We start from the raw sequence: 18,290 nt of genomic DNA, 5'->3' as shown, positions 1-18,290 counted from the left end.
ACCGGGGGTCTACCGTGCCCGGGGTGGGCGGTGCGGAGTACGTCCAGCAGGCGCTCGCCGGGCTGGGCCAGGCGGCGGGCGGCGGCGTGGATCCGGCGCTGCCGCTCTACGCGACGACGTTCGTGGTGGTCGACCTGGAGACCACCGGCGGCGCGCCGGACGGCGGCGGCATCACCGAGATCGGCGCGGTGAAGGTGCGCGGCGGCGAGGAGCTGGGCGTGCTGGCCACCCTGGTCAACCCGGGCGTGCCGATCCCGCCGTTCATCACCGTGCTGACCGGGATCACCCAGGCCATGCTGGTCCCCGCGCCGCCGATCGAGCAGGTGCTGCCGAGCTTCCTGGAGTTCGTCGCCGACGCGGTGCTGGTCGCCCACAACGCGCCGTACGACGTCGGTTTCCTCAAGGCCGCCTGCGCCCGGCACGGCTACCGCTGGCCCAACCCCCGGGTGCTGGACACGGCGGCGCTGGCCCGGCGGGTGCTCAGCCGCGACGAGGTGCCCAACCGCAAGCTGGGCACCCTGTCGGCCTACTTCCGCACGGCCACCCGGCCCACGCACCGGGCGCTCGACGACGCCAAGGCCACCGTCGACGTGCTGCACGGCCTCATCGCGCGCCTCGGCGGGCACCGGGTCGACACCGTCGGGGAGGCGATCGAGTTCGCCCGCGCGGTCACCCCGACGCAGCGGCGCAAGCGCCACCTCGCCGACGGGCTGCCGAAGGCACCCGGCGTCTACATCTTCCGGGCCGCCGACGACCGGCCGCTCTACGTCGGCACCTCCGGCGACATCGCCACCCGGGTGCGCAGCTACTTCACGGCCGCCGAGAAGCGGGCCCGGATGTCGGAGATGCTGGCCGCCGCCGAGCGGGTGGAGGCGGTCGAGTGCGCCCACTCGCTGGAGGCCGAGGTGCGCGAGCTGCGGCTGATCGGCGCGCACGCGCCGCCGTACAACCGGCGGTCGAAGTTCCCCGAGCGGATGGTCTGGCTCAAGCTCACCGACGGGCCCTACCCCCGGCTGTCGGTGGTGCGGTCGCTGGCCGACGGCGACGAGGCCTACCTCGGCCCGTTCGGCTCCCGACGGGCGGCGGAGCTGGCCGCCGCCGGCTTCCACGACGCGCTCCCGCTGCGCCAGTGCACCCACCGGTTGTCGCTGCGCACGGTCACCCCGGCGTGCGCGCTGGCCGAGCTGGGCCGCTGCCCGGCGCCCTGCGAGCACCGGATCACCCCGGAGGAGTACGCGGCCCGCGCCGTCGACCCGTTCCGCGCGGCCACCGCCACCGACCCGGGGTCCGTGGTGCACGCCCTGCTGGCCCGGATCGGGGCGCTGGCGGCCGACCAGCGGTACGAGGAGGCGGCGGTAGTGCGGGCCCGGCTCGCGGCGGTGCTGCGGGCCACCGTCCGGATGCAACGGTTGACCGCGCTGGCCGGGATCGCCGAGCTGGCCGCCGCCCGGCCGGCCGCCCGGGGCGGCTGGGAGCTGGCCCTCGTCCGGCACGGCCGGCTGGCCGGGGCCGGGGTCTCGCCGCCGGGCGTCCACCCGCGACCGACGATCGAGCTGATCCGGGCGACCGCCGAGACGGTGCCGCCCGGCCCCGGCCCGGTGCCCCGGGCCTCCGCCGAGGAGTCCGAGCGCATCCTGTCCTGGTTGGAGCGACCCGAGACCCGGTTGGTGGAGATGTCCTCCGGCTGGGCGTCCCCGGCCGCCGGAGCGGCCCGCTTCCGTGACCTGCTCAGTAAGATCGAGAACGCCGCATCCCACCAACTCTCGACCGAACGCCCATGACCAAGTGACCGATCGGACGACCCCGACTCGCTTAGGCTGTTAAGGAAGTGCAGTACTGCCCGTTTCGTGGGCCTGCTCCCGTCGCCGTGCCCGGCGACCGAGGAGCCGGGGTGAGGAGGTGTCCCTCGTGGACGTCGACGCCGGACACGGCGCCGCCCTGGGGGGCGCGCTCCCGACCCAGCCGGGCGACCTGCCCCTGGCCCGCCGGCTGCGGTCGCTGCTGAGCTGGCCCACCGGCGAGACGGACCCGGTCACCCACCTGATCCGCACGCACCGGGGCATCCATCCGAGCACCGAGGCGTCGGTGCTGCGCCGGGCGTACACGATCGCGGAGAACATGCACCGCGGCCAGTTCCGCAAGAGCGGCGAGCCGTACATCACCCACCCGCTCGCGGTCGCCCAGATCTGCGCCGAGCTGGGCATGGACGCCACCACGCTGGTGGCCGCGCTGCTGCACGACACGGTGGAGGACACCCGCTACACCCTCCAGGCCCTCGCGGAGGACTTCGGCGGCGAGGTGGCCCACCTGGTCGACGGGGTGACCAAGTTCGACAAGGCGTTCTACGGCAAGGCCGCCGAGGCGGAGACCACCCGCAAGATGATCGTCGCGGCCGGCAAGGACGTCCGGGTCCTGATCATCAAGCTGGCCGACCGGCTGCACAACATGCGCACCCTCGGGGTGCGCTCGGCCGCGTCGCGGGAGCGGATCGCCCGCAAGACGCTGGAGGTGCTGGTCCCGCTCTGCGACCGGCTCGGCATCCAGACCCTCAAACGCGAGCTTGACGACGTGGTGCTGCTGCACCTGGAGCCCGAGGAGCACGCCCGCATCGCGCGGTTCGTGCACGACCGGCCCGGCTGGTCGGCATACCTCGACGACGTGGTCGCCAAGGCGAAGGTGGCGCTGCGCCGCAGCCGCGTCGACGCCCAGGTCTCCCCCCGCCCCCGGCACCTCTACTCGATCTGGAAGGACACCGTCGCCGGCGGGCACGGCGTCCCGTTCGACCTGCCCCGGATCGTGATCGTCGTGGACGGGCCGACGACCGACTGTTACGCCGCCCTCGGCGCGGTGCACGGCCTCTGGCGGCCCGTGCCGGGCCGGTTCAAGGACTTCATCGCCTCCCCGAAGAACAACCTCTACCGGTCCCTGCACACGAGCGTCTGCGGGCCGAAGGACCGCACCGTCGAGGTGCTGATCCGCACCGAGGAGATGCACCGCGCCGCCGAGTACGGCATCGCCGCCGACTTCCGCTTCCCGCGCCCCGCCGGGGCCGCCGGGCAGGCCGAGCAGCTCGACTGGCTGCGCCGGGTGCTCGACTGGGAGCAGGAGGCCCCCGACCCGGCGCAGTTCCTGGAGTCGCTGCGCTGCGACCTGGCCGAGGCGCAGATCCAGGTCGTCGTCGAGGGGCGGCAGGTGGTGCTGCCGGCGGGGGCCACCCCGGTCGACGTAGCCTACGAGCTGGGCCCCGACCGGGGCGACCGCTGCCTGGCGGCCCGGATCAACGGCCGGCTCGCCCCGCTCTCCTCCGAGCTGGAGGAGGGCGACGTGGTGGAGATCTTCACCGAGTCCGATGCGGAGTCCGGCTTCGAGGCGGACGTCGCCCCGCGCGGCCCCCGCCGGGAGTGGCTCGGCTTCGTCAAGTCCCCGCACGCGCAGATGCAGATCAACCGCTGGTTCGCCGAGCACACCGAGCCGGGCATCTCGATCGCCGACAAGGTCCGCCTCGGCCGGGCCACGATCGGGCTGGCGCTGCGCAAGCACGACCGAGGGCTGGCCAACGACCTGCCGCTGCTGCGGCTGTCGGAGGAGCTGGGCTACCCCGACCTGGAGACCCTGCTGGTGGCGGTCTTCGACCGGGCCCTCGAACCGGACGCGGTGGTCCGGCAGCTCATCGACCTGGTCGACCACCGCCAGTGACGCTTTCGCCCCCGGTGCCCGACCCGCCCGACGCCGGCCACTAGCCTTAGGCGATGATCCCCCGCTCCCGAGCCACCGGACGGGCCTTCGCCTACCAGGTCTTCTACCGACTGCCCGTGTCGGTGCGCCGCCGGCTGGTCCGGCTCGCCACACCGAAGTACATCGTCGGGGCGGTCACCCTGGTCCGCGACGCCGAGGCCGACGGCCCCGGCCGCCTGCTGCTGCTGCGCCAGCCCCCCGGCCACAGCTGGACACTGCCGGCGGGTCTGCTGCAACGCGGCGAGGAGCCGGTCGTCGGCGCGGCCCGCGAGCTGTTCGAGGAGTCCGGGGTCCGGCTCTCCCCCGACCGGCTGCGCCCGGCGGTGCCGAACGCCGTGGTGCACGCGAAGGGCTGGGTGGACGTCGTCTTCGAGGCGGAGGTGCCGGCGTCGACGACGAAGCTGACGGTCGACGGCGCCGAGGTCTACGAGGCCGCCTGGCATCCGCTGGACGACCTGCCGAGGCTGAGCCGCGCCACGGCGAACCTGCTCGGCCGCTACGGCATCGGGCCGCGCGCCGGCGAGGCCCCGGGCGGGCCGGCGGCGTGACCACCCCGGCGGCCGGCGGGCCCGGGGGCGCGGCGGGCCCGGCCGGCGCGCCGGAGGTCTGCGCGGTGGTGCTCGCCGCCGGCGAGGGGACCCGGCTGCGCCCGCTCACCGAACGGCTGCCGAAGGCGCTCTGCCCGGTGGGCAACGTGCCGTTGCTCGACCGGGCGTTGGCCCGGCTCGCCGGGCTCGGCCTCGTCGGCCCGGCCCGGGTGGCGGTGAACGCCTGCTACCTCGGCGAGCAGGTCGTCGCGCACGTCGGCGACCGGGCCCACCTCTCGGTCGAGCCGGGCGCCCCGCTCGGCACGGCCGGTGGGGTGGGCAACCTGCGGGACTGGATCGCCGGCCGGGGCGTGCTGGTCGGCAACGCCGACGCGTACCTCGCCGACCCGGCCGCTGGCCCGGGGCCGGACGTCGCCGCGCTGCTCGCCGGCTGGGACGGCGAGACCGTACGCCTGCTCGGCCAGCCCGCCGACGACCCGGCCGCCCCCGGCACCTTCTCGGGCCACCGCTTCACCGGCTTCTCGCTGCTGCCGTGGCGGCTGGTGCGGGGCCTCACGGCAGAGCCGGGCGACCTGGTCCGGGCGGTGTGGCGGCCGGCCGAGGCGGCCGGGGCGCTGACCGTCGTGCCCTACGCCGGCACCTTCTACGACACCGGCACGCCCGCCGACTACCTGGCGGCCAACCTGCACGCGGCGGGCGGCGGCAACCTGGTCGACCCGACCGCGACGGTCACCGGCCGCTGCCGGGAGGCCGTGGTGGGCGCGGGGGCCACGGTGCGGGGCGAGGTGACCCGCTCGGTGCTCTGGCCGGGCGCGGAGGTGGCCGCCGGGGAGCACCTGACCGGGGTGGTCCGCGTCGCCGGGGGCCTGACCGTCGCGGCGGAGCCCCGCTGAGCCCTGGCCCGCCCCGGCCGCACCGGCCCGCCTCGCGGTCCGCCCCCACCGCTGCCCGGGATCAGTTGGACGGGCCTACGATGGTCGTCGACGCCACCACCGGCGTGGCGTGCACCGCGCGACGAAGGGCAGACCAGTGATCACCGCGATCGTCCTGATCGACTGCGCCACCGACTCGATCCCCGAGGTGGCCGAGAACCTGGCGGCCCTGCCCGGGGTGAGCGAGGTCTACTCGGTGGCCGGGCACGTCGACCTGATCGCCATCGTGCGGGTGCGGGAGTTCGACCAGATCGCCCAGGTCATCGCCGGCAGCATCTCCAAGGTGCCCGGCGTGATCAACACCGAGTCGCACATCGCCTTCCGGGCCTACTCGCAGCACGACCTGGAGGAGGCGTTCGCGATCGGGCTGGCCGGCACGGACTGACCCGTAGCCACGACGGTGGTAGCCAGCCCACCGGTCGGGTGGACTGGCTACCGCCTGGGGTGTCGCAACGTCAGCTCACGCTCGGGGCCGGCGTCTCGGTGTTCTCCGGGGTCGGCGACTCGAAGGTGCCGCCCGGGGCCGGGGCCTCGCTGCTGCCGCCCGGAGCGGGCGTCGTGGTGGTCGCGCCCGGGCTGGGCGTGCCGCTGGCGCTGGTCTGCGGGACCGGGACGCCGAGGGTCTGGGCCAGGGCCACCAGCGCGTCGTAGTGCGCCTGGAGCACCGGCAGGGCGTTCTGGGCCAACTGGACCACCGACTGCTCGGTGCCCTGCGAGATCTCCGTCTGGGTGGCCTGGATGGCCTGGACGTGACCGGCCAGCTCGGCGGTCACCCACGCCTTGTCGAACTCGGCGCCGCTGAGCTTCTTCAGCTTGTTGACGACCTTCTGCTGGTCGGCGGTCGGGGCGCCCGGCAGCTTGACGTTGAGCTGCTGCGCGGTGTCCTGCACCGTCTGGTCGAGCTGGGTGTGGTCCGTCACGAACTGGGCACCCAGGTCCTTGACCTGCTGGTTCTGACCCTTCTGCTGCGCCAGGTTCCCGGATTCGATCTCCGCGAGGTTCACCTGGTGCAGCGCCTGCAGGTACTGGCTGTCCTGCGTCGACGGCTGTGCGGCCTGAGCCGCCGCCGCGGGCGCCAGCCCCGCCACCACCAGGGCGGCGAGCAGTCCGAGGCGCTTGAGACCCAACATGTTTCCCTCCCCCTTTTTCGTTGGACCGCACGGATACCCGGCTGACCCGGATTAACCCTGCGAACCCGCAGCCGCCTCGCGGGAGGCGCCGGGGTGCCGGCGACGCCCGGCAGTCGCCCGGGGGCGGAAACGGGACGTGGCGCCCGCCGAGGAACCGGCGGACGCCACGTGCGGCTTGCGGGAGGGTCAGCGGCGGGTGTCCCCGCTGGTGATCTCCTTGCGCTCCGGCCGGGGCTCGACCGGCGGGTGCCCCGGCGAGACCGGCGCCTCGGCCGGCTTCTCGATGGGGTAGAAGAAGCCCCGGATGGCGGGCCCGAGGGCACCGAGCCGGTTCATCTTCTTGGGCACCACCCAGCCGGCGTACTCCAGCTCGCCGTGGCCGTCGTGGCCACCGGCGGCCAACGGCTGGTGGACCTCCTCGAACCGGCCGTCCGGCAGCCGGCGGATGATGCCGGTCTCCACGCCGTGCGCCAGCACCTCCCGGTCGTGCTGCTGGAGGCCGAGGCAGATCCGGTAGGTCACGTAGTACGCCAGCGGCGGGATCACCAGCAGGCCGATCCGGCCCGCCCAGGTCATCGCGTTGAGGCTGATGTGGAACTTGTCCGCGATCACGTCGTTGCCGCCGGAGAGGGTCAGCACGATGTAGAACGCCACCGCCATCGCGCCGATCGCGGTCCGCTCGGGGACGTCGCGGGGGCGCTGGAGCAGGTTGTGGCTGCGGTAGTCCTTGAGCCGGCGGGCCTCCACGAACGGGTAGAGCGTGGAGAGGCCGACCAGGACGCCCGGCAGCACGACGGTGGGCCAGAACAGCGGCGGGATGACGTACCCGTCGCCGATCGGGATGTTGATCTCCCACGCGGGCATGAGGCGGGTCGAGCCGTCGAGGAACATGACGTACCAGTCGGGCTGGCTGGCGGCCGAGACCACCCACGCCTCGTACGGGCCGAAATACCAGATCGGGTTGATCTGGAACAGGCCGCCCATCAGCGCGATCACGCCGAAGACGACCATGAAGAAGCCGCCCTGCTTGAGCGCGTAGCGCGGGAACATCCGCTCGCCGACCACGTTGTCGTTGGTCCGGCCGGGGCCGGGCCACTGGGTGTGCTTCTGCTTGAAGACCAGGCCGAGGTGGGCGCTGATCAGCGCCACCAGCAGGCCCGGGATGAGCAGCACGTGGGCGATGAAGAACCGGCTGATGATGATCTCGCCGGGGAACTCCCCGCCGAAGATCGACGAGGTGACCCAGGAGCCGATCACCGGGATCGACAGCATGATGCCGGAGGCGATCCGCAGACCGGTGCCGGAGAGGCCGTCGTCCGGCAGCGAGTAGCCGGTGAAGCCGGCCAGGAAGCCGACCCAGAACAGCAGCGAGCCGATGATCCAGTTGGTCTCGCGCGGCTTGCGGAACGCGCCGGTGAAGAAGACCCGCAGCATGTGCACGACGATCGCGGCCATGAACAGCAGCGCCGACCAGTGGTGCATCTGCCGCATGATCAGGCCGCCGCGGACGTCGAACGAGATGTCCAGGCTGGAGGCGTACGCGGCCGACATCGGCGTGCCCCGCAGCGGGGCGTAGCTGCCGTTGTAGACCACCTCGGTCATCGCCGGCTCGTAGAAGAACGTCAGGAAGACGCCGGTCAGCAGCAGCACGACGAACGAGAACAGCGCGATCTCGCCGAGCAGGAACGACCAGTGGTCGGGGAAGACCTTGTTCAGCAGCTTGCGCAGCGGCGTGGAGACCCCGAAGCGGTCGTCCACCCCCACCGCGGCCTTGCCCGGAACGGAGGCCATGTCCAACTTACGACGCTTCACGGCCGCTCCCAGAAGTCAGGCCCGACGGTCTCGGTGTAATCCGACCGCGCCACGAAGAAGCCCTCGTCGTCCACCTCGATCGGCAGCTGCGGGAGCCGCCGGCTCGCGGGGCCGAAGACCGGCCGGGCGTTGTCGGTGATCAGGAACTGCGACTGGTGGCACGGGCAGAGCAGCCGGTTGGTCTGCTGCTCGTACAGGCTCGCCGGGCAGCCCGCGTGCGTGCAGATCTTGGAGAACGCGGCGTAGTTGCCCCACATGTAGTTCCCGTGGCCGACCCGCTGGTTGGCCTCGCGGGAGACCTGGGCGTCGGACTCGCGCAGGTGGATCAGCAGCGTCGGGGAGTCGGCGTGCTTGTTGCTCACCCCGTGCTCGATGCCGGGGAAGACGGTGAGCTGGCCGCCGGCGCTGATGTCCGCCGGGCGGATCGGCCGGCCGTCCTCGCGGACCAGCCGGATCTTGCGGCCGTCGGCCGGCGCGAAGCCGGTGGTGAACATCTGGTTGTTCTTGTGCGGGTTGGAGATCAGGCCGCCGACCAGCGGGGCCGCCGCGACCGCGCCGACGGGCGCGAGGCCGGCGAGCAGCGAGATGCCCAGCAGCGGGCGACGCTTCACGCCCATCTCGTCGGCGAGGTAGAGCATCGTCTCGCCGGTGATCTTGCGGCTCTCCGCCACGTTCGGGTCGTTCTCGTGCCGGTCCTGGATCGACACCTCCTTGGGCAGCAGCTTCTTGCCCCAGGTCAGGATGCCGAAGCCGATGCCCAGCAGGGCGACGCCGAGGGTGAGGCCGAGCAGCGGGGTGTAGTACTTGTCCCCGCCGGTGCCCGGCTCGTACTCCCACGGCCACCAGATGTAGACGACCAGGAAGGCGGTGGCGGCCAGGCCGGTCAGCAGGAACATCGAGGCGACCGTGCGGGTCAGCCGGCGCTCGGCCTTGCTGCCCGGGACGACCTGCTCCTCGTAGTGGACGATCTCGATGTCGTCCCGGCGCGCGCCCTCCCGGACGATGTCGAACCGGCTCAGCCGCGGGTCGTGGACGTCGAGCGGCTCCGGGCCCTGGTGGGCCTGGTGCTCGGTCTTGGTGCTCATGCCGTCACCTCGCTACGGGCGGTGCCGGACCGCGGCACCGCAGCGCTGAATCGAATGATCCGCTCGGTCACGACTTGCCCGCGATCCACAGGCTGGCGAAGACGAGCGCGACGATGCCGATCAGGAAGATCGCCAGCCCCTCGGTGGACGGCCCGTACCGGCCGAGGTTGAAGCCACCCTGGTCCTGGTCGTGCTTCAGGGTGTCCTGGATGTAGGCGATGATGTCCGCCTTCTGCTCCGGGGTGATCTGGTTGTCCCCGAACACCGGCATGTTCTGCGGGCCGCTGAGCATCGCGGCGTAGATCTGGCGGTCGCTGGCCGGGCGCAGGCTCGGCGCGTACTTGCCGGAGGAGAGCGCGCCGCCGCCGCCGCCGAAGGCGTGGCACTGCGAGCAGTTGATCCGGAACAGCTCGCCGCCGGTGGCCAGGTTGGCGCCCTCGCGCAGGTCGCCCTCGGGGACCTGCGGACCCCCGCCGAGCTCCTGGACGTACTGGCCGAGCTGGCGGACCTGCTCGTCGGTGAAGACCGGCGGCTTGCGCATGGCCTGCGCCTCCTGCCGGGCCATCGGCATCCGGCCGGAGCTCACCTGGAACTCGACGGAGGCCGAGCCGACCCCGATCAGGCTCGGGCCACGACCCTCGACACCCTGCGCGTTACGGCCGTGGCAGGTCACGCAGCTCACGTCGAACAGCGCCTTGCCCTCGGCGGCGGCGCCGGTGAGCGGCGGGTTTTCCTGCGCCTGCACGCCGGGGGCGAAGACGGTGTAGGCGCCGCCGGCCAGCGTGAGCGCGGCGATCAGGCGGACCGCGGCGCCCAGCCGGCGGCGGCCCCTGCTGCGCGCTGCGGACCGCTCGCCGCGCAACCGCGCGAGCAGACCGCGTCGGCGGTCGTTGTCAGAAGTCATGACCTGTGTCCTTAACCGGTGGGACCTTGTCTCAGAGGACGGGGCAGCGGCGCGGTTCGTGACGCGCCAAGATCACTGAAGCCAGTAGATCATGGCGTAGAGGCCGATCCACACGACGTCGACGAAGTGCCAGTAGTACGACACGACGATCGCCGACGTGGCCTGCGCCGGGGTGAACCGGCCCATGGTCGTGCGGACCATGAAGATGATGAAGGCGACCAGGCCGCCGGTCACGTGCAGGCCGTGGAAGCCGGTGGTCAGGTAGAACATCGACCCGTACCCGTCCGCGTTGATCTTCACGCCCTCGTGGACCAGGGTCACGTACTCGTTCAGCTGACCGAGCACGAAGATCAGACCCATCACGAAGGTGATCGTGAACCAGCGCCGCAGGGCGTGGACGTCACCCTTCTCGGCGGCGAACACCCCGAGCTGGCAGGTCACCGAGGACAGCACCAGGATCACCGTGAAGGTGGTCGCGTACGGGATGTTGAGGTGCTCGGTGTGCTTCGCCCACTGCTCCGGCGCCGCCGCGCGGATGGAGAAGTACATCGCGAACAGCGCCGCGAAGAACATGAGTTCGCTGGAGAGCCACACGATCGTCCCGACGCTGACCATGTTGGGCCGCGTCAGGGAGTGGATCCGGCTCTTGTCAATGGCTGGGGCCGCAGTCACGCGGTCATTATTGCCCCTGACCACGGCCGGCGATCAGCGGGGGGCCAAACCCGTGGCGTCGGTGGCCCGATCGTGGCGGTCCGGTTCGCCTGGCCTAGCCTGAAACGCGTGCAGCACGTCGCTCAGATCCTCGCCGCCACCTCGGCGGTCGCCGCGCCCGGGGCGCTCGCGGCCGGCGGGGACCCGCTGCCGCCGCCGTTCACCGTGGCCCGCGTGTTCACCGAGACCCGGCTGGACAGCTGGCTGGCCCTCGGGCTGGTGCTCGCCGCCGGGCTCTACCTCTACGGGGTCTACCGGCTGCGGCTGCGCGGGGACCGCTGGCCGGTCTCCCGCACCGTCTTCTTCCTCGGCCCCGGCCTCGGCGGCATCGCGGCGGTCACCGTCAGCGGCCTGCACGCGTACGACACCGCGCTGCTGTCGGTGCACATGGTGCAGCACATGGTGCTGTCGATGGTCTCCCCCATCTTCCTGGCCCTCGGCGCGCCGGTCACCCTGGCGCTGCGCACCCTGCCGGTCGGGCCGCGCAAGCGGCTGCTGGCGATCGTGCACAGCCGCGTCGCCCGGGTCTACACGTTCCCGCTGGTGGCGTTCGCCATCTTCGTCGTGAACCCGTTCGCGCTCTACTTCAGCGACCTCTACCGCTACACCCTCGAACACGCCTGGGCGCACGAGCTGGTGCACGCGCACTTCATCATGACCGGCTGCGTGTTCTTCTGGCCGCTGCTCGGGCTCGACCCGCTGCCGGGGCGCTGGCCGTACCCGGCGCGGGCGCTGCTGATGGTGCTGTCGGTGCCGTTCCACACCGTGCTCGGGCTCACGATCATGCAGAGCACCACGCTGTTCGGCGGCGACTGGTACCCGTCGCTCGGCCTCACCTGGTCCGACCCCGCCGCCGACCAGGTGGTCGCCGGGGGCATCCTGTGGGCCGGCGGCGAGTTCGTCAGCGTGACGATGCTCGCGGTCCTGGTGGTGCAGTGGGTGCGCCAGTCGGAGCGGGAGGCCCGCCGGCTCGACCGCGAGCTGGACCGCCAGGAGGCCCGCGAGCGCGCCGACCAGGCCGCGAAGTCCCCGGCCTGACCAGCGGATTCCGGTACGACCACCGGCCCGCCCGGGCAGGACATCGGCTGCCCGCCGGTGGCGGGTACGATGCTCGGCAGCTACGAGGTGGGAGTCAGCCAGCGATGAGCGATCGTCTTTGCACCGTCCTGCTCTACAGCGACGACCCGCAGGTCCGTGACCGGATGCGGCTGGCCGTCGGCACCCGCCCGGCCCCCGGGCTGCGCGTCGAGTTCGTCGACGCCTCCGACTACGCCGGGTGCGTGCGGCTGGTCGACGAGTACGAGATCGACCTGATGCTGCTCGACGGCGAGGCGAGCCCCGGCGGCGGCCTCGGCATCGCCCGGCAGATCAAGGACGACCGGGACGACGCTCCCCCGACCTGCCTGGTGATCGCCCGCGCCGCCGACCGCTGGCTGGCCGCGTACGCCGAGGTCGACGCCACCCTCGTGCACCCGCTCGACCCGGTGACCACCGGCGCCACCGTGGCCGAGCTGCTGCGCAGCCACGCCCCCGCCTGAGTCGCCGCCACCTGGGTCGCCCCGGCCCGCACGCCACCGGCGTCGCCGGCCCGGTCGTGCCGCCCCGCGCCCCGGGCGGCACCCGTCCCTCCGCACCCCCACGCCCGCTCGGGAGGCCCGCCATGGGCGAACGGAACTGGCCGCACCTGCTCGGCGCGCTGCTGCGCGGGGAGGAACTCACCACCGCGGACACCGCCTGGGCGATGGGCGAGATCATGTCCGGCTCGGCGGCGCCGGCCCAGATCGCCGGCTTCGCCGTCGCGCTGCGGGCCAAGGGCGAGACGCCGGCCGAGGTCGCCGGGCTGGTCGAGGCGATGCTCGGCGAGGCGGTCCCGGTCGAGCTGCCGGAGGAGCTGCGGTCGTCGGCGCTCGACGTGGTCGGCACCGGCGGTGACCTCGCCCACACCGTGAACATCTCCACCATGGCCGCCCTCGTGGTGGCCGGCGCGGGCGTCCGCGTGGTCAAGCACGGCAACCGCGCCGCCTCGTCGTCCTGCGGCACCGCCGACCTGCTGGAGTTCCTGGGCGTGCCGCTGGACCTGACCCCGGAGGGGGTGGCCCGCTGCGTGACCGAGGCCGGCATCGGCTTCTGCTTCGCCGGCCGGTTCCACCCGGGCATGCGGCACGCCGGCCCCGTCCGGCGCGAGCTGGGCGTCCCGACGTTCTTCAACTTCCTCGGCCCGCTGACCAACCCGGCCCGGCCCCGGGCCGGCGCGGTCGGCTGCTTCGACCCGCGGATGGCCCCGGTGATGGCCGCCGTCTTCGCCGCCCGAGGCGACTCGGTGCTGGTGCTGCGCGGCGAGGACGGCCTCGACGAGTTCACCACCGCCGCGCCGACCCGGGTCTGGGCAGCCCAGGGCGGCACCGTGCGGGAGGCGCTGCTGGACTCGGCGGACCTCGGGGTGCCCCGGGTGACCCTCGCCGACCTGCGGGGCGGTGACGCGGCGTACAACGCCGGGGTGGCCCGTCGGCTGCTGGCCGGCGAGGCGGGCCCGGTCCGCGACGCGGTGCTGGTCAACGCCGCCGCCGCGCTGGCCACCCAGGGGCCGCTGGGCGGCGACCTGACCGAGGCGCTGCGCGCCGGGATGGCCCGCGCCGCCGCGTCGATCGACTCCGGGGCCGCCGCGGCGGTGCTGGACCGCTGGGTCGAGGTGGCCCGCTCCGCCTGAGCCGCCGCCTCGGCCCGCTCCGCCGACGCGAGCGCCGTCCGGTCCCCCCTGGCGGGAATTGTCGGACTCCCGTGGGAAACTACAGCCGAGTGATTCTCATGCCCCGGCCAGGAGAGGAGACGCCGTGTCCGACCGCGAGCTCCACTGCGACACCTGCGAGGGCGTGCGGCCGTTCGAGGTTCCGCCGTGCGCCGACGGCCACGGCGTCGACTGCCCGGAGCTGGTCTGCACCGGCTGCGGCGCGGCGCTGCTGATCGCCACGTTCACGTTCCCGGCGACCCGGCTCGCCACCGGCACCGCCCACGCCTCCCGCCGCGCGGCCTGACCCGGCCCGACTGGCGGCATGTCGGCGACATGGCGGTAACCGGGCCCCGCTGATACCGCCATGTCGCCGACATGGAGCCGATCAGCGAGAAGCCCGCGCCCCCTCACCGGGGACGCGGGCTTCTTCCGTAAGCCGGCGGGTGCTCAGTGCTCGGCGGTGCGCCGGGTGCCGCTGTAGTACTCGAAGAGCAGGCCGCAGGCGGCGAAGACGACCGCCACCAGACCCAGGCCCAGCAGCCAGAACTGCCAGAAGACCAGGCCCAGGCCGGCGAGCGCGGCGGCCAGCGCCAGCCCGAACGGCCAGTAGCTGCCCGGGCTGAAGAAGCCGATCTCGCCCGCGCCGTCGGCGATCTCGCCGTCCGGCCGGTCCTCCGGGCGCAGGTCGATGCGGCGGGAGACGAACCAGAAGAAGCCGCCGCACATCGAGCAGAGCAGGAACGACAGCAGCAGCGCCACGGTGCCGACCCACTCGACCTGGCCGCCGGAGTCGCCGTACGTCCAGGCGCCGTAGAGGATCGTCGCGCCGAAGAGGAACCCGGCGATGATCAGGAAGATACGCCACTCGGTCTTCATGCCCGCTCCCTCAGCTTCCCGTGCCGGCCGCGACGTCGTCGGGGTTGAAGTTGGCCGTGTTGCGCCGCGTGTCGAACGGCTTGGTCGTGCTGGCGTACGGGTCCTCGCCGATGGCGGTGAGCGCCTCCTGCGTCGACTTGCCGTCGCGCTTGGCGGCAAGGAACTGGTCGTACTGCTGCGGGGAGACGACGCGCAGCTCGAAGTTCATGAAGGCGTGGTAGCTGCCGCAGAGCTCGGCGCAGCGGCCCACGTAGGCGCCCTCGGCGTCGAGGCTGGAGACCTCGAAGACGTTGCGGATGTTGCCGGGCATGACGTCCCGCTTGAACAGCATCTCCGGCACCCAGAAGGAGTGCACGACGTCCTTGCTGGTCTCCTCGAACCGGATGGACCGGCCGGTCGGCAGGACCAGGATCGGGATGACCTCGCTGGTGCCGAGCACCGACGCCACGGTGTTGGCGTCCTTGCCCTGGCCGTCGCGGTAGTTGAACTGCCAGTTCCACTTGAAGGCGACGATCTCGACGGTGACGTCCGGGTTCTTCGTCGTGCGCACCACGTCGGTCTGCACGACCGCCGTGTAGTAGAAGAGGACCGACACGATCAGGATCGGGGCGATCGTGTAGAGGAACTCCATCGGCAGGTTGTAGCGGGTCTGCACCGGCAGCTCGTTGCCCCGCTTGCGGTAGCGCACGACGCACCAGAAGATCAGGCCCCAGACGAACACGCCGACCGCGAGCGCCGCGATGCAGGACGCGATCCACAGGTCGTACATGCGGTTCGCCTCGGGCGTGATCCCGCCCTGCGGCCAGCCGAAGCCGCCGAACGTCTTGCCGACGTCGCAGCCCGTGAGCGAGACCAGCAGCGCCGCGCCGCCGAGGCCGAGCCCGGCGAGCCGACCAGCGCCACGCCGGCGGCGTCCACCGGCTCCCGGAGAAGCGCTGTGCCGTACGGCCGGGGGCCGTACCTCCGAACTCCTTGCGACCACCTGGTCCTGCCTCCCTAGCGCGCCGTGGCGGTTGGTTGTCCCCGTACCAGCGGCAAAGGCGTCACCGACGGTCGCAGATTACTCGACCATGACGGGCAGAGCCGTGTTGGGGTGGCCGTACGCCCCCTTCGGGGGGATCGTCGGCGTGCCGGCGCGATAGCGTCGGGCCGTGAGCGCATCCCCGGTCTACCTGGACGCGGCCACCGCCGCCCCGCCGCACCCGGTCGCCCGGCAGGCGCTGCTGGCCGCCCTCGACGACGGCTGGGCGGACCCGGCCCGGCTCTACGGCCAGGCCCGCCGGGCCCGCCAGCTCCTCGACGCCGCCCGGGAGGCCGCCGCGGCGACGCTCGGCGTGCGCGCCGACGAGCTGTCCTTCACCCCCAGCGGTACGGCGGCGGCGCACTCGGCGGTGCTCGGTGGCCTGGTCGGGCGGCGACGGGTGGGCGCGACGCTGGTGCACTCGGCGATCGAGCACTCGGCCGTGCTGCACGCCGCGCAGCGGCACGTGGCCGGCGGCGGCAGCGCCGTGTCGGTGCCGGTGGACCGGCTCGGCCGGCTCGACCTGGACGCGTTCGCCGCCGCGGTCCGCGCGCCGGGGGTGGCCCTCGCGGCGCTGATCGGGGCCAGCCACGAGGTCGGCACGGTGCAGCCGGTCGCTCCGGCCGCCGCCGCGTGCGCCGCCGCCGGGGTGCCGCTGTACGTCGACGCGGCGCAGCTCGTGGGCCGGGCACCGGTGCCGGCGGGCTGGTCGGTGCTGACCGCCAGCGCGCACAAGTGGGGCGGGCCGCCGGGCGTCGGGCTGCTGGTGGTGCGCAAGGGCACCCGCTGGGAGTCGCCGTGGCCGGCGGACGAGCGGGAGTCGGGGCGTACCCCCGGGGTGGTGAACCTGCCGGCGGTCGTGGCGGCGGCGGCGAGCCTGCGCGCGGCGGCGGCCGACGCGGCGGCCGAGGCGGCCCGGCTGTCGCCGCTGGTGGACCGGATCCGGGCCCGGGTGGCGGCGGAGGTGCCCGACGTCGAGGTGGTCGGCGACCCGGTGGACCGGCTGCCGCACCTGGTCACGTTCTCCTGCCTGTACGTCGACGGGGAGGCGCTGCTGCACGCGCTGGACCGGCGCGGCTTCGCGGTCTCCTCCGGCTCGTCGTGCACGTCGTCGACGCTGCGCCCGTCGCACGTGCTGGAGGCGATGGGGGTGCTGTCGCACGGCAACGTGCGGGTCTCGCTGCACCGGGAGACGACGGTCGCCGACGTGGAGCGGTTCCTCGCCGAGCTGCCGGGGATCGTCGCGGGGCTGCGCGCCGAGGCGGGGGTGGTGGGGCTGTGAGCGGGCCGCACCGGGGGGCCGGGCCGGCGGAGGTGCTGGACTGCCGGGGGCAGCGGTGCCCGCTGCCGGTGATCAGGCTGGCCCGGCGGCTGCCGGAGCTGCCGGTCGGCGCGGTGCTGCGGGTGCTCGCCGACGACCCGGCGGCGGCCGTGGACATCCCGGCGTGGTGCCGGATGCGCGGCCAGGAGTTCGTCGCCGCCCACGCCGAGGGGCCGGGCTACGACGTGCGCCGCGTCGGTTGAGCCGCGTCGGTTGAGCCGCCTCGCGGCGACGCCGGCGGGTGCGAAGCGCAGCGTCTGACCGTCTGCGGCTGACCGGCACCCGCCTCGGCGTGTCGCGCCGGTCAGCCGCAGACGATCACGAGACCGGGCGCAGCCGGGTGAGGGTGCCGGCCGTGGTTGCCGTGACGAACGCCGTCCACTGGTGGGACGGGAAGACGAGCGTCGGGCCGGACGGGTCCTTGCTGTCCCGCACCGCCATCACGCCGGGCAGCACGGCGCACTCCACGCAGTCGCCGTTGTTGGCGCTGCGGCTGCTGGTGAACCAGCGGGCGGCGACGAGGTCGGGGGTGGTGGGCATGGCGGGCCTCCAGGGCTATGACGCGCCGGCCAGCTCCCTGATCAACGCGCGCGACTCGGCGGGTGAGAGGGCGACCTGGCGCAGGTTGTCGGCCACCATGCTATAGGTCCGCACGCCGTCCGGGTCCTGCACGTACATCGCCCCGTCCAGCACCTCCGTGTAGGCGATCGGCCGCACGTTGGCGAAGTCCAGCAGGACGAACTTGCCCAGCGGCGTCGCCGCGTGCGGTCCGTCCTCGGGGCGGAGCACCTGCACGGTCACGTTCGGCAGCTCGGACATGGCAGCCAGGTGCGCGAGCTGCGCCCGCCGGGTGGCGTCGCCGTTGACCCGCAGCCGCAGCGCCGCCTCGCCGATCACCGCGTGCAGGGTGAGCGGCTCGTCGTCGGTGAGCCGCCGGGCGCGGGCCTGCCGGAAGGACACGAACCGCTCGGCGTGGTCGGGTCGGACGAAGCCGGTGCCCAGGGTCAGCGCCTGGGCGTACTCCTCGGTCTGGAGCAGGCCGGGGATGACCATGGACTCGAACACGAACGCGCCGTCGGCCAGCCCCTCCAGGCCGACGTACGTCTTGAACCAGTCCGGCATCACGGCGGCCCAGGGCACCCACCAGGTCTTCGCGTCGGAGCGGTTGGCGAGCGAGGTGAGCCGTTCGATGGCCGCCCCGTCCGCGCCGCAGGCCCGCAGCACGGTCGCGATGTCCTCGGGAAACTGCTGGTAGCGGCCGGTCTCCATGTGGCCGAGCTTCGGCTTGCCGATCCCGGTGCTGGCCGCCAGCTCGGTCAGCGTCATCGGTGCCTCGCGCCGGTACCGGTTGAGCTCGGCCCCGATCAACCAACGCAGCGCCGACGGATCCGTTCGCGTGCCCATGCATCGCCTCCATGCTCGCGTACCGACGAGAACATCATGCCGTCGCTACTTCCATCGAGCAAGGATCCACGCTATACGTATAG

20 protein-coding genes are annotated in these 18,290 nt (G+C 73.2%); 11 read left to right on the top strand and 9 right to left on the bottom strand.

The genetic code is table 11. From position 1 onward, the window contains the following. Positions 1 to 23: 23 nt before the first annotated feature. From HDA31_RS06825 to HDA31_RS06805, 5 genes are all read left to right on the top strand, one after another. Positions 24 to 1,781 carry a DEDD exonuclease domain-containing protein gene (locus HDA31_RS06825; protein WP_178065889.1) on the top strand — a complete coding sequence of 586 codons (1,758 nt, stop codon included), beginning with the start codon at positions 24 to 26 and terminating at the stop codon, positions 1,779 to 1,781. A 127-nt stretch (positions 1,782 to 1,908) separates the two neighbouring features. Next, positions 1,909 to 3,696 (top strand): RelA/SpoT family protein, encoded by a 1,788-nt coding sequence (locus tag HDA31_RS06820; protein ID WP_178067694.1) that lies wholly within the window; start codon positions 1,909 to 1,911, stop codon positions 3,694 to 3,696. A 53-nt stretch (positions 3,697 to 3,749) separates the two neighbouring features. After that, the gene (locus HDA31_RS06815; protein WP_178065890.1) at positions 3,750 to 4,283 is read left to right on the top strand and encodes an NUDIX hydrolase; all 534 of its coding nucleotides are present in this window, start codon (positions 3,750 to 3,752) and stop codon (positions 4,281 to 4,283) included. Next, a complete protein-coding gene (locus HDA31_RS06810; protein ID WP_178065891.1) occupies positions 4,280 to 5,176 on the top strand; it encodes a nucleotidyltransferase family protein in 897 nt (298 codons plus the stop codon). The genes HDA31_RS06815 and HDA31_RS06810 overlap by 4 nt, the downstream gene beginning before the upstream one ends. Positions 5,177 to 5,312: 136 nt before the next feature. Beyond that, positions 5,313 to 5,600 (top strand): Lrp/AsnC family transcriptional regulator, encoded by a 288-nt coding sequence (locus HDA31_RS06805; protein WP_043967181.1) that lies wholly within the window; start codon positions 5,313 to 5,315, stop codon positions 5,598 to 5,600. A 70-nt stretch (positions 5,601 to 5,670) separates the two neighbouring features. On the opposite strand, the gene HDA31_RS06800 is transcribed toward HDA31_RS06805, so the two are convergent. From HDA31_RS06800 to ctaE, 5 genes are all read right to left on the bottom strand, one after another. Next, entirely contained in the window at positions 5,671 to 6,345 is a 675-nt protein-coding gene (locus tag HDA31_RS06800; protein WP_178065892.1) for a DUF4142 domain-containing protein, read from the bottom strand. Between the two features lie 186 nt (positions 6,346 to 6,531). After that, positions 6,532 to 8,157 (bottom strand): cytochrome bc1 complex cytochrome b subunit, encoded by a 1,626-nt coding sequence (gene qcrB, locus HDA31_RS06795; RefSeq protein ID WP_074474820.1) that lies wholly within the window; start codon positions 8,155 to 8,157, stop codon positions 6,532 to 6,534. Further along, a complete protein-coding gene (gene qcrA / locus HDA31_RS06790) occupies positions 8,154 to 9,242 on the bottom strand; it encodes a cytochrome bc1 complex Rieske iron-sulfur subunit (protein ID WP_043967176.1) in 1,089 nt (362 codons plus the stop codon). The genes qcrB and qcrA overlap by 4 nt, the downstream gene beginning before the upstream one ends. Before the next feature lie 67 nt (positions 9,243 to 9,309). Further along, positions 9,310 to 10,146, bottom strand: coding sequence for a cytochrome bc1 complex diheme cytochrome c subunit (gene qcrC, locus HDA31_RS06785; RefSeq protein WP_074474819.1), 837 nt, complete (start codon positions 10,144 to 10,146; stop codon positions 9,310 to 9,312). 72 nt (positions 10,147 to 10,218) lie between these two features. After that, positions 10,219 to 10,818 (bottom strand): aa3-type cytochrome oxidase subunit III, encoded by a 600-nt coding sequence (ctaE, locus tag HDA31_RS06780; RefSeq protein WP_043967173.1) that lies wholly within the window; start codon positions 10,816 to 10,818, stop codon positions 10,219 to 10,221. Positions 10,819 to 10,926: 108 nt separating this feature from the next. On the opposite strand from ctaE, the gene HDA31_RS06775 reads away from it, so the two are divergent. From HDA31_RS06775 to HDA31_RS06760, 4 genes are all read left to right on the top strand, one after another. Continuing rightward, complete coding sequence (locus HDA31_RS06775; protein WP_376701364.1) at positions 10,927 to 11,895, top strand: cytochrome c oxidase assembly protein; 969 nt, start codon at positions 10,927 to 10,929, stop codon at positions 11,893 to 11,895. Positions 11,896 to 11,999: 104 nt separating this feature from the next. Next, positions 12,000 to 12,395, top strand: a complete 396-nt coding sequence (locus HDA31_RS06770) for a hypothetical protein (RefSeq protein ID WP_043967169.1) — start codon at positions 12,000 to 12,002, stop codon at positions 12,393 to 12,395. A gap of 122 nt (positions 12,396 to 12,517) precedes the next feature. Then, a complete protein-coding gene (trpD, locus tag HDA31_RS06765) occupies positions 12,518 to 13,564 on the top strand; it encodes an anthranilate phosphoribosyltransferase (protein WP_074474817.1) in 1,047 nt (348 codons plus the stop codon). Positions 13,565 to 13,688: 124 nt separating this feature from the next. Next, on the top strand, positions 13,689 to 13,889 hold the full coding sequence (locus tag HDA31_RS06760; RefSeq protein WP_178065893.1) for a hypothetical protein: 201 nt from the start codon (positions 13,689 to 13,691) through the stop codon (positions 13,887 to 13,889). 143 nt (positions 13,890 to 14,032) lie between these two features. On the opposite strand, the gene HDA31_RS06755 is transcribed toward HDA31_RS06760, so the two are convergent. Both HDA31_RS06755 and ctaC read right to left on the bottom strand, forming a co-directional pair. Beyond that, complete coding sequence (locus tag HDA31_RS06755; protein WP_074474815.1) at positions 14,033 to 14,461, bottom strand: cytochrome c oxidase subunit 4; 429 nt, start codon at positions 14,459 to 14,461, stop codon at positions 14,033 to 14,035. A 10-nt stretch (positions 14,462 to 14,471) separates the two neighbouring features. Then, positions 14,472 to 15,443: an aa3-type cytochrome oxidase subunit II gene (gene ctaC, locus HDA31_RS06750; RefSeq protein ID WP_178065894.1), complete on the bottom strand. Its 972-nt coding sequence runs from the start codon at positions 15,441 to 15,443 to the stop codon at positions 14,472 to 14,474. 169 nt (positions 15,444 to 15,612) lie between these two features. Here ctaC and HDA31_RS06745 point away from each other — a divergent pair, with 169 nt between their 5' ends. Beyond that, positions 15,613 to 16,764 (top strand): cysteine desulfurase family protein, encoded by a 1,152-nt coding sequence (locus tag HDA31_RS06745; RefSeq protein WP_178065895.1) that lies wholly within the window; start codon positions 15,613 to 15,615, stop codon positions 16,762 to 16,764. Continuing rightward, positions 16,761 to 17,006 (top strand): sulfurtransferase TusA family protein, encoded by a 246-nt coding sequence (locus tag HDA31_RS06740; protein WP_178065896.1) that lies wholly within the window; start codon positions 16,761 to 16,763, stop codon positions 17,004 to 17,006. Before HDA31_RS06745 ends, HDA31_RS06740 begins: the two co-directional genes overlap by 4 nt. Before the next feature lie 115 nt (positions 17,007 to 17,121). Here HDA31_RS06740 and HDA31_RS06735 read toward each other — a convergent pair whose 3' ends face one another. Together HDA31_RS06735 and HDA31_RS06730 are read right to left on the bottom strand one after the other, a co-directional pair. Continuing rightward, on the bottom strand, positions 17,122 to 17,343 hold the full coding sequence (locus HDA31_RS06735) for a DUF397 domain-containing protein (RefSeq protein WP_178065897.1): 222 nt from the start codon (positions 17,341 to 17,343) through the stop codon (positions 17,122 to 17,124). A gap of 15 nt (positions 17,344 to 17,358) precedes the next feature. After that, on the bottom strand, positions 17,359 to 18,207 hold the full coding sequence (locus tag HDA31_RS06730; protein ID WP_178065898.1) for a helix-turn-helix domain-containing protein: 849 nt from the start codon (positions 18,205 to 18,207) through the stop codon (positions 17,359 to 17,361). Between the last annotated feature and the right edge of the window lie 83 nt (positions 18,208 to 18,290).

The sequence above is a fragment of the Micromonospora carbonacea genome, from assembly GCF_014205165.1.
In the GTDB taxonomy this organism is placed as follows: Bacteria; Actinomycetota; Actinomycetes; order Mycobacteriales; family Micromonosporaceae; genus Micromonospora; species Micromonospora carbonacea.
Note: the sequence above shows the minus strand (reverse complement) of the source record. Positions and strands in the feature narration are given on the sequence as shown.

Coding starts and splice junctions, on each gene's coding strand:
- HDA31_RS06815 (WP_178065890.1), top strand. CDS start 3,750: ATGATCCCCCGCTCCCGAGCCACCGGACGGGCCTTCGCCTACCAGGTC.
- HDA31_RS06800 (WP_178065892.1), bottom strand. CDS start 6,345: ATGTTGGGTCTCAAGCGCCTCGGACTGCTCGCCGCCCTGGTGGTGGCG.
- qcrA (WP_043967176.1), bottom strand. CDS start 9,242: ATGAGCACCAAGACCGAGCACCAGGCCCACCAGGGCCCGGAGCCGCTC.
- qcrC (WP_074474819.1), bottom strand. CDS start 10,146: ATGACTTCTGACAACGACCGCCGACGCGGTCTGCTCGCGCGGTTGCGC.
- HDA31_RS06770 (WP_043967169.1), top strand. CDS start 12,000: ATGAGCGATCGTCTTTGCACCGTCCTGCTCTACAGCGACGACCCGCAG.
- trpD (WP_074474817.1), top strand. CDS start 12,518: ATGGGCGAACGGAACTGGCCGCACCTGCTCGGCGCGCTGCTGCGCGGG.
- HDA31_RS06755 (WP_074474815.1), bottom strand. CDS start 14,461: ATGAAGACCGAGTGGCGTATCTTCCTGATCATCGCCGGGTTCCTCTTC.
- HDA31_RS06735 (WP_178065897.1), bottom strand. CDS start 17,343: ATGCCCACCACCCCCGACCTCGTCGCCGCCCGCTGGTTCACCAGCAGC.
- HDA31_RS06730 (WP_178065898.1), bottom strand. CDS start 18,207: ATGGGCACGCGAACGGATCCGTCGGCGCTGCGTTGGTTGATCGGGGCC.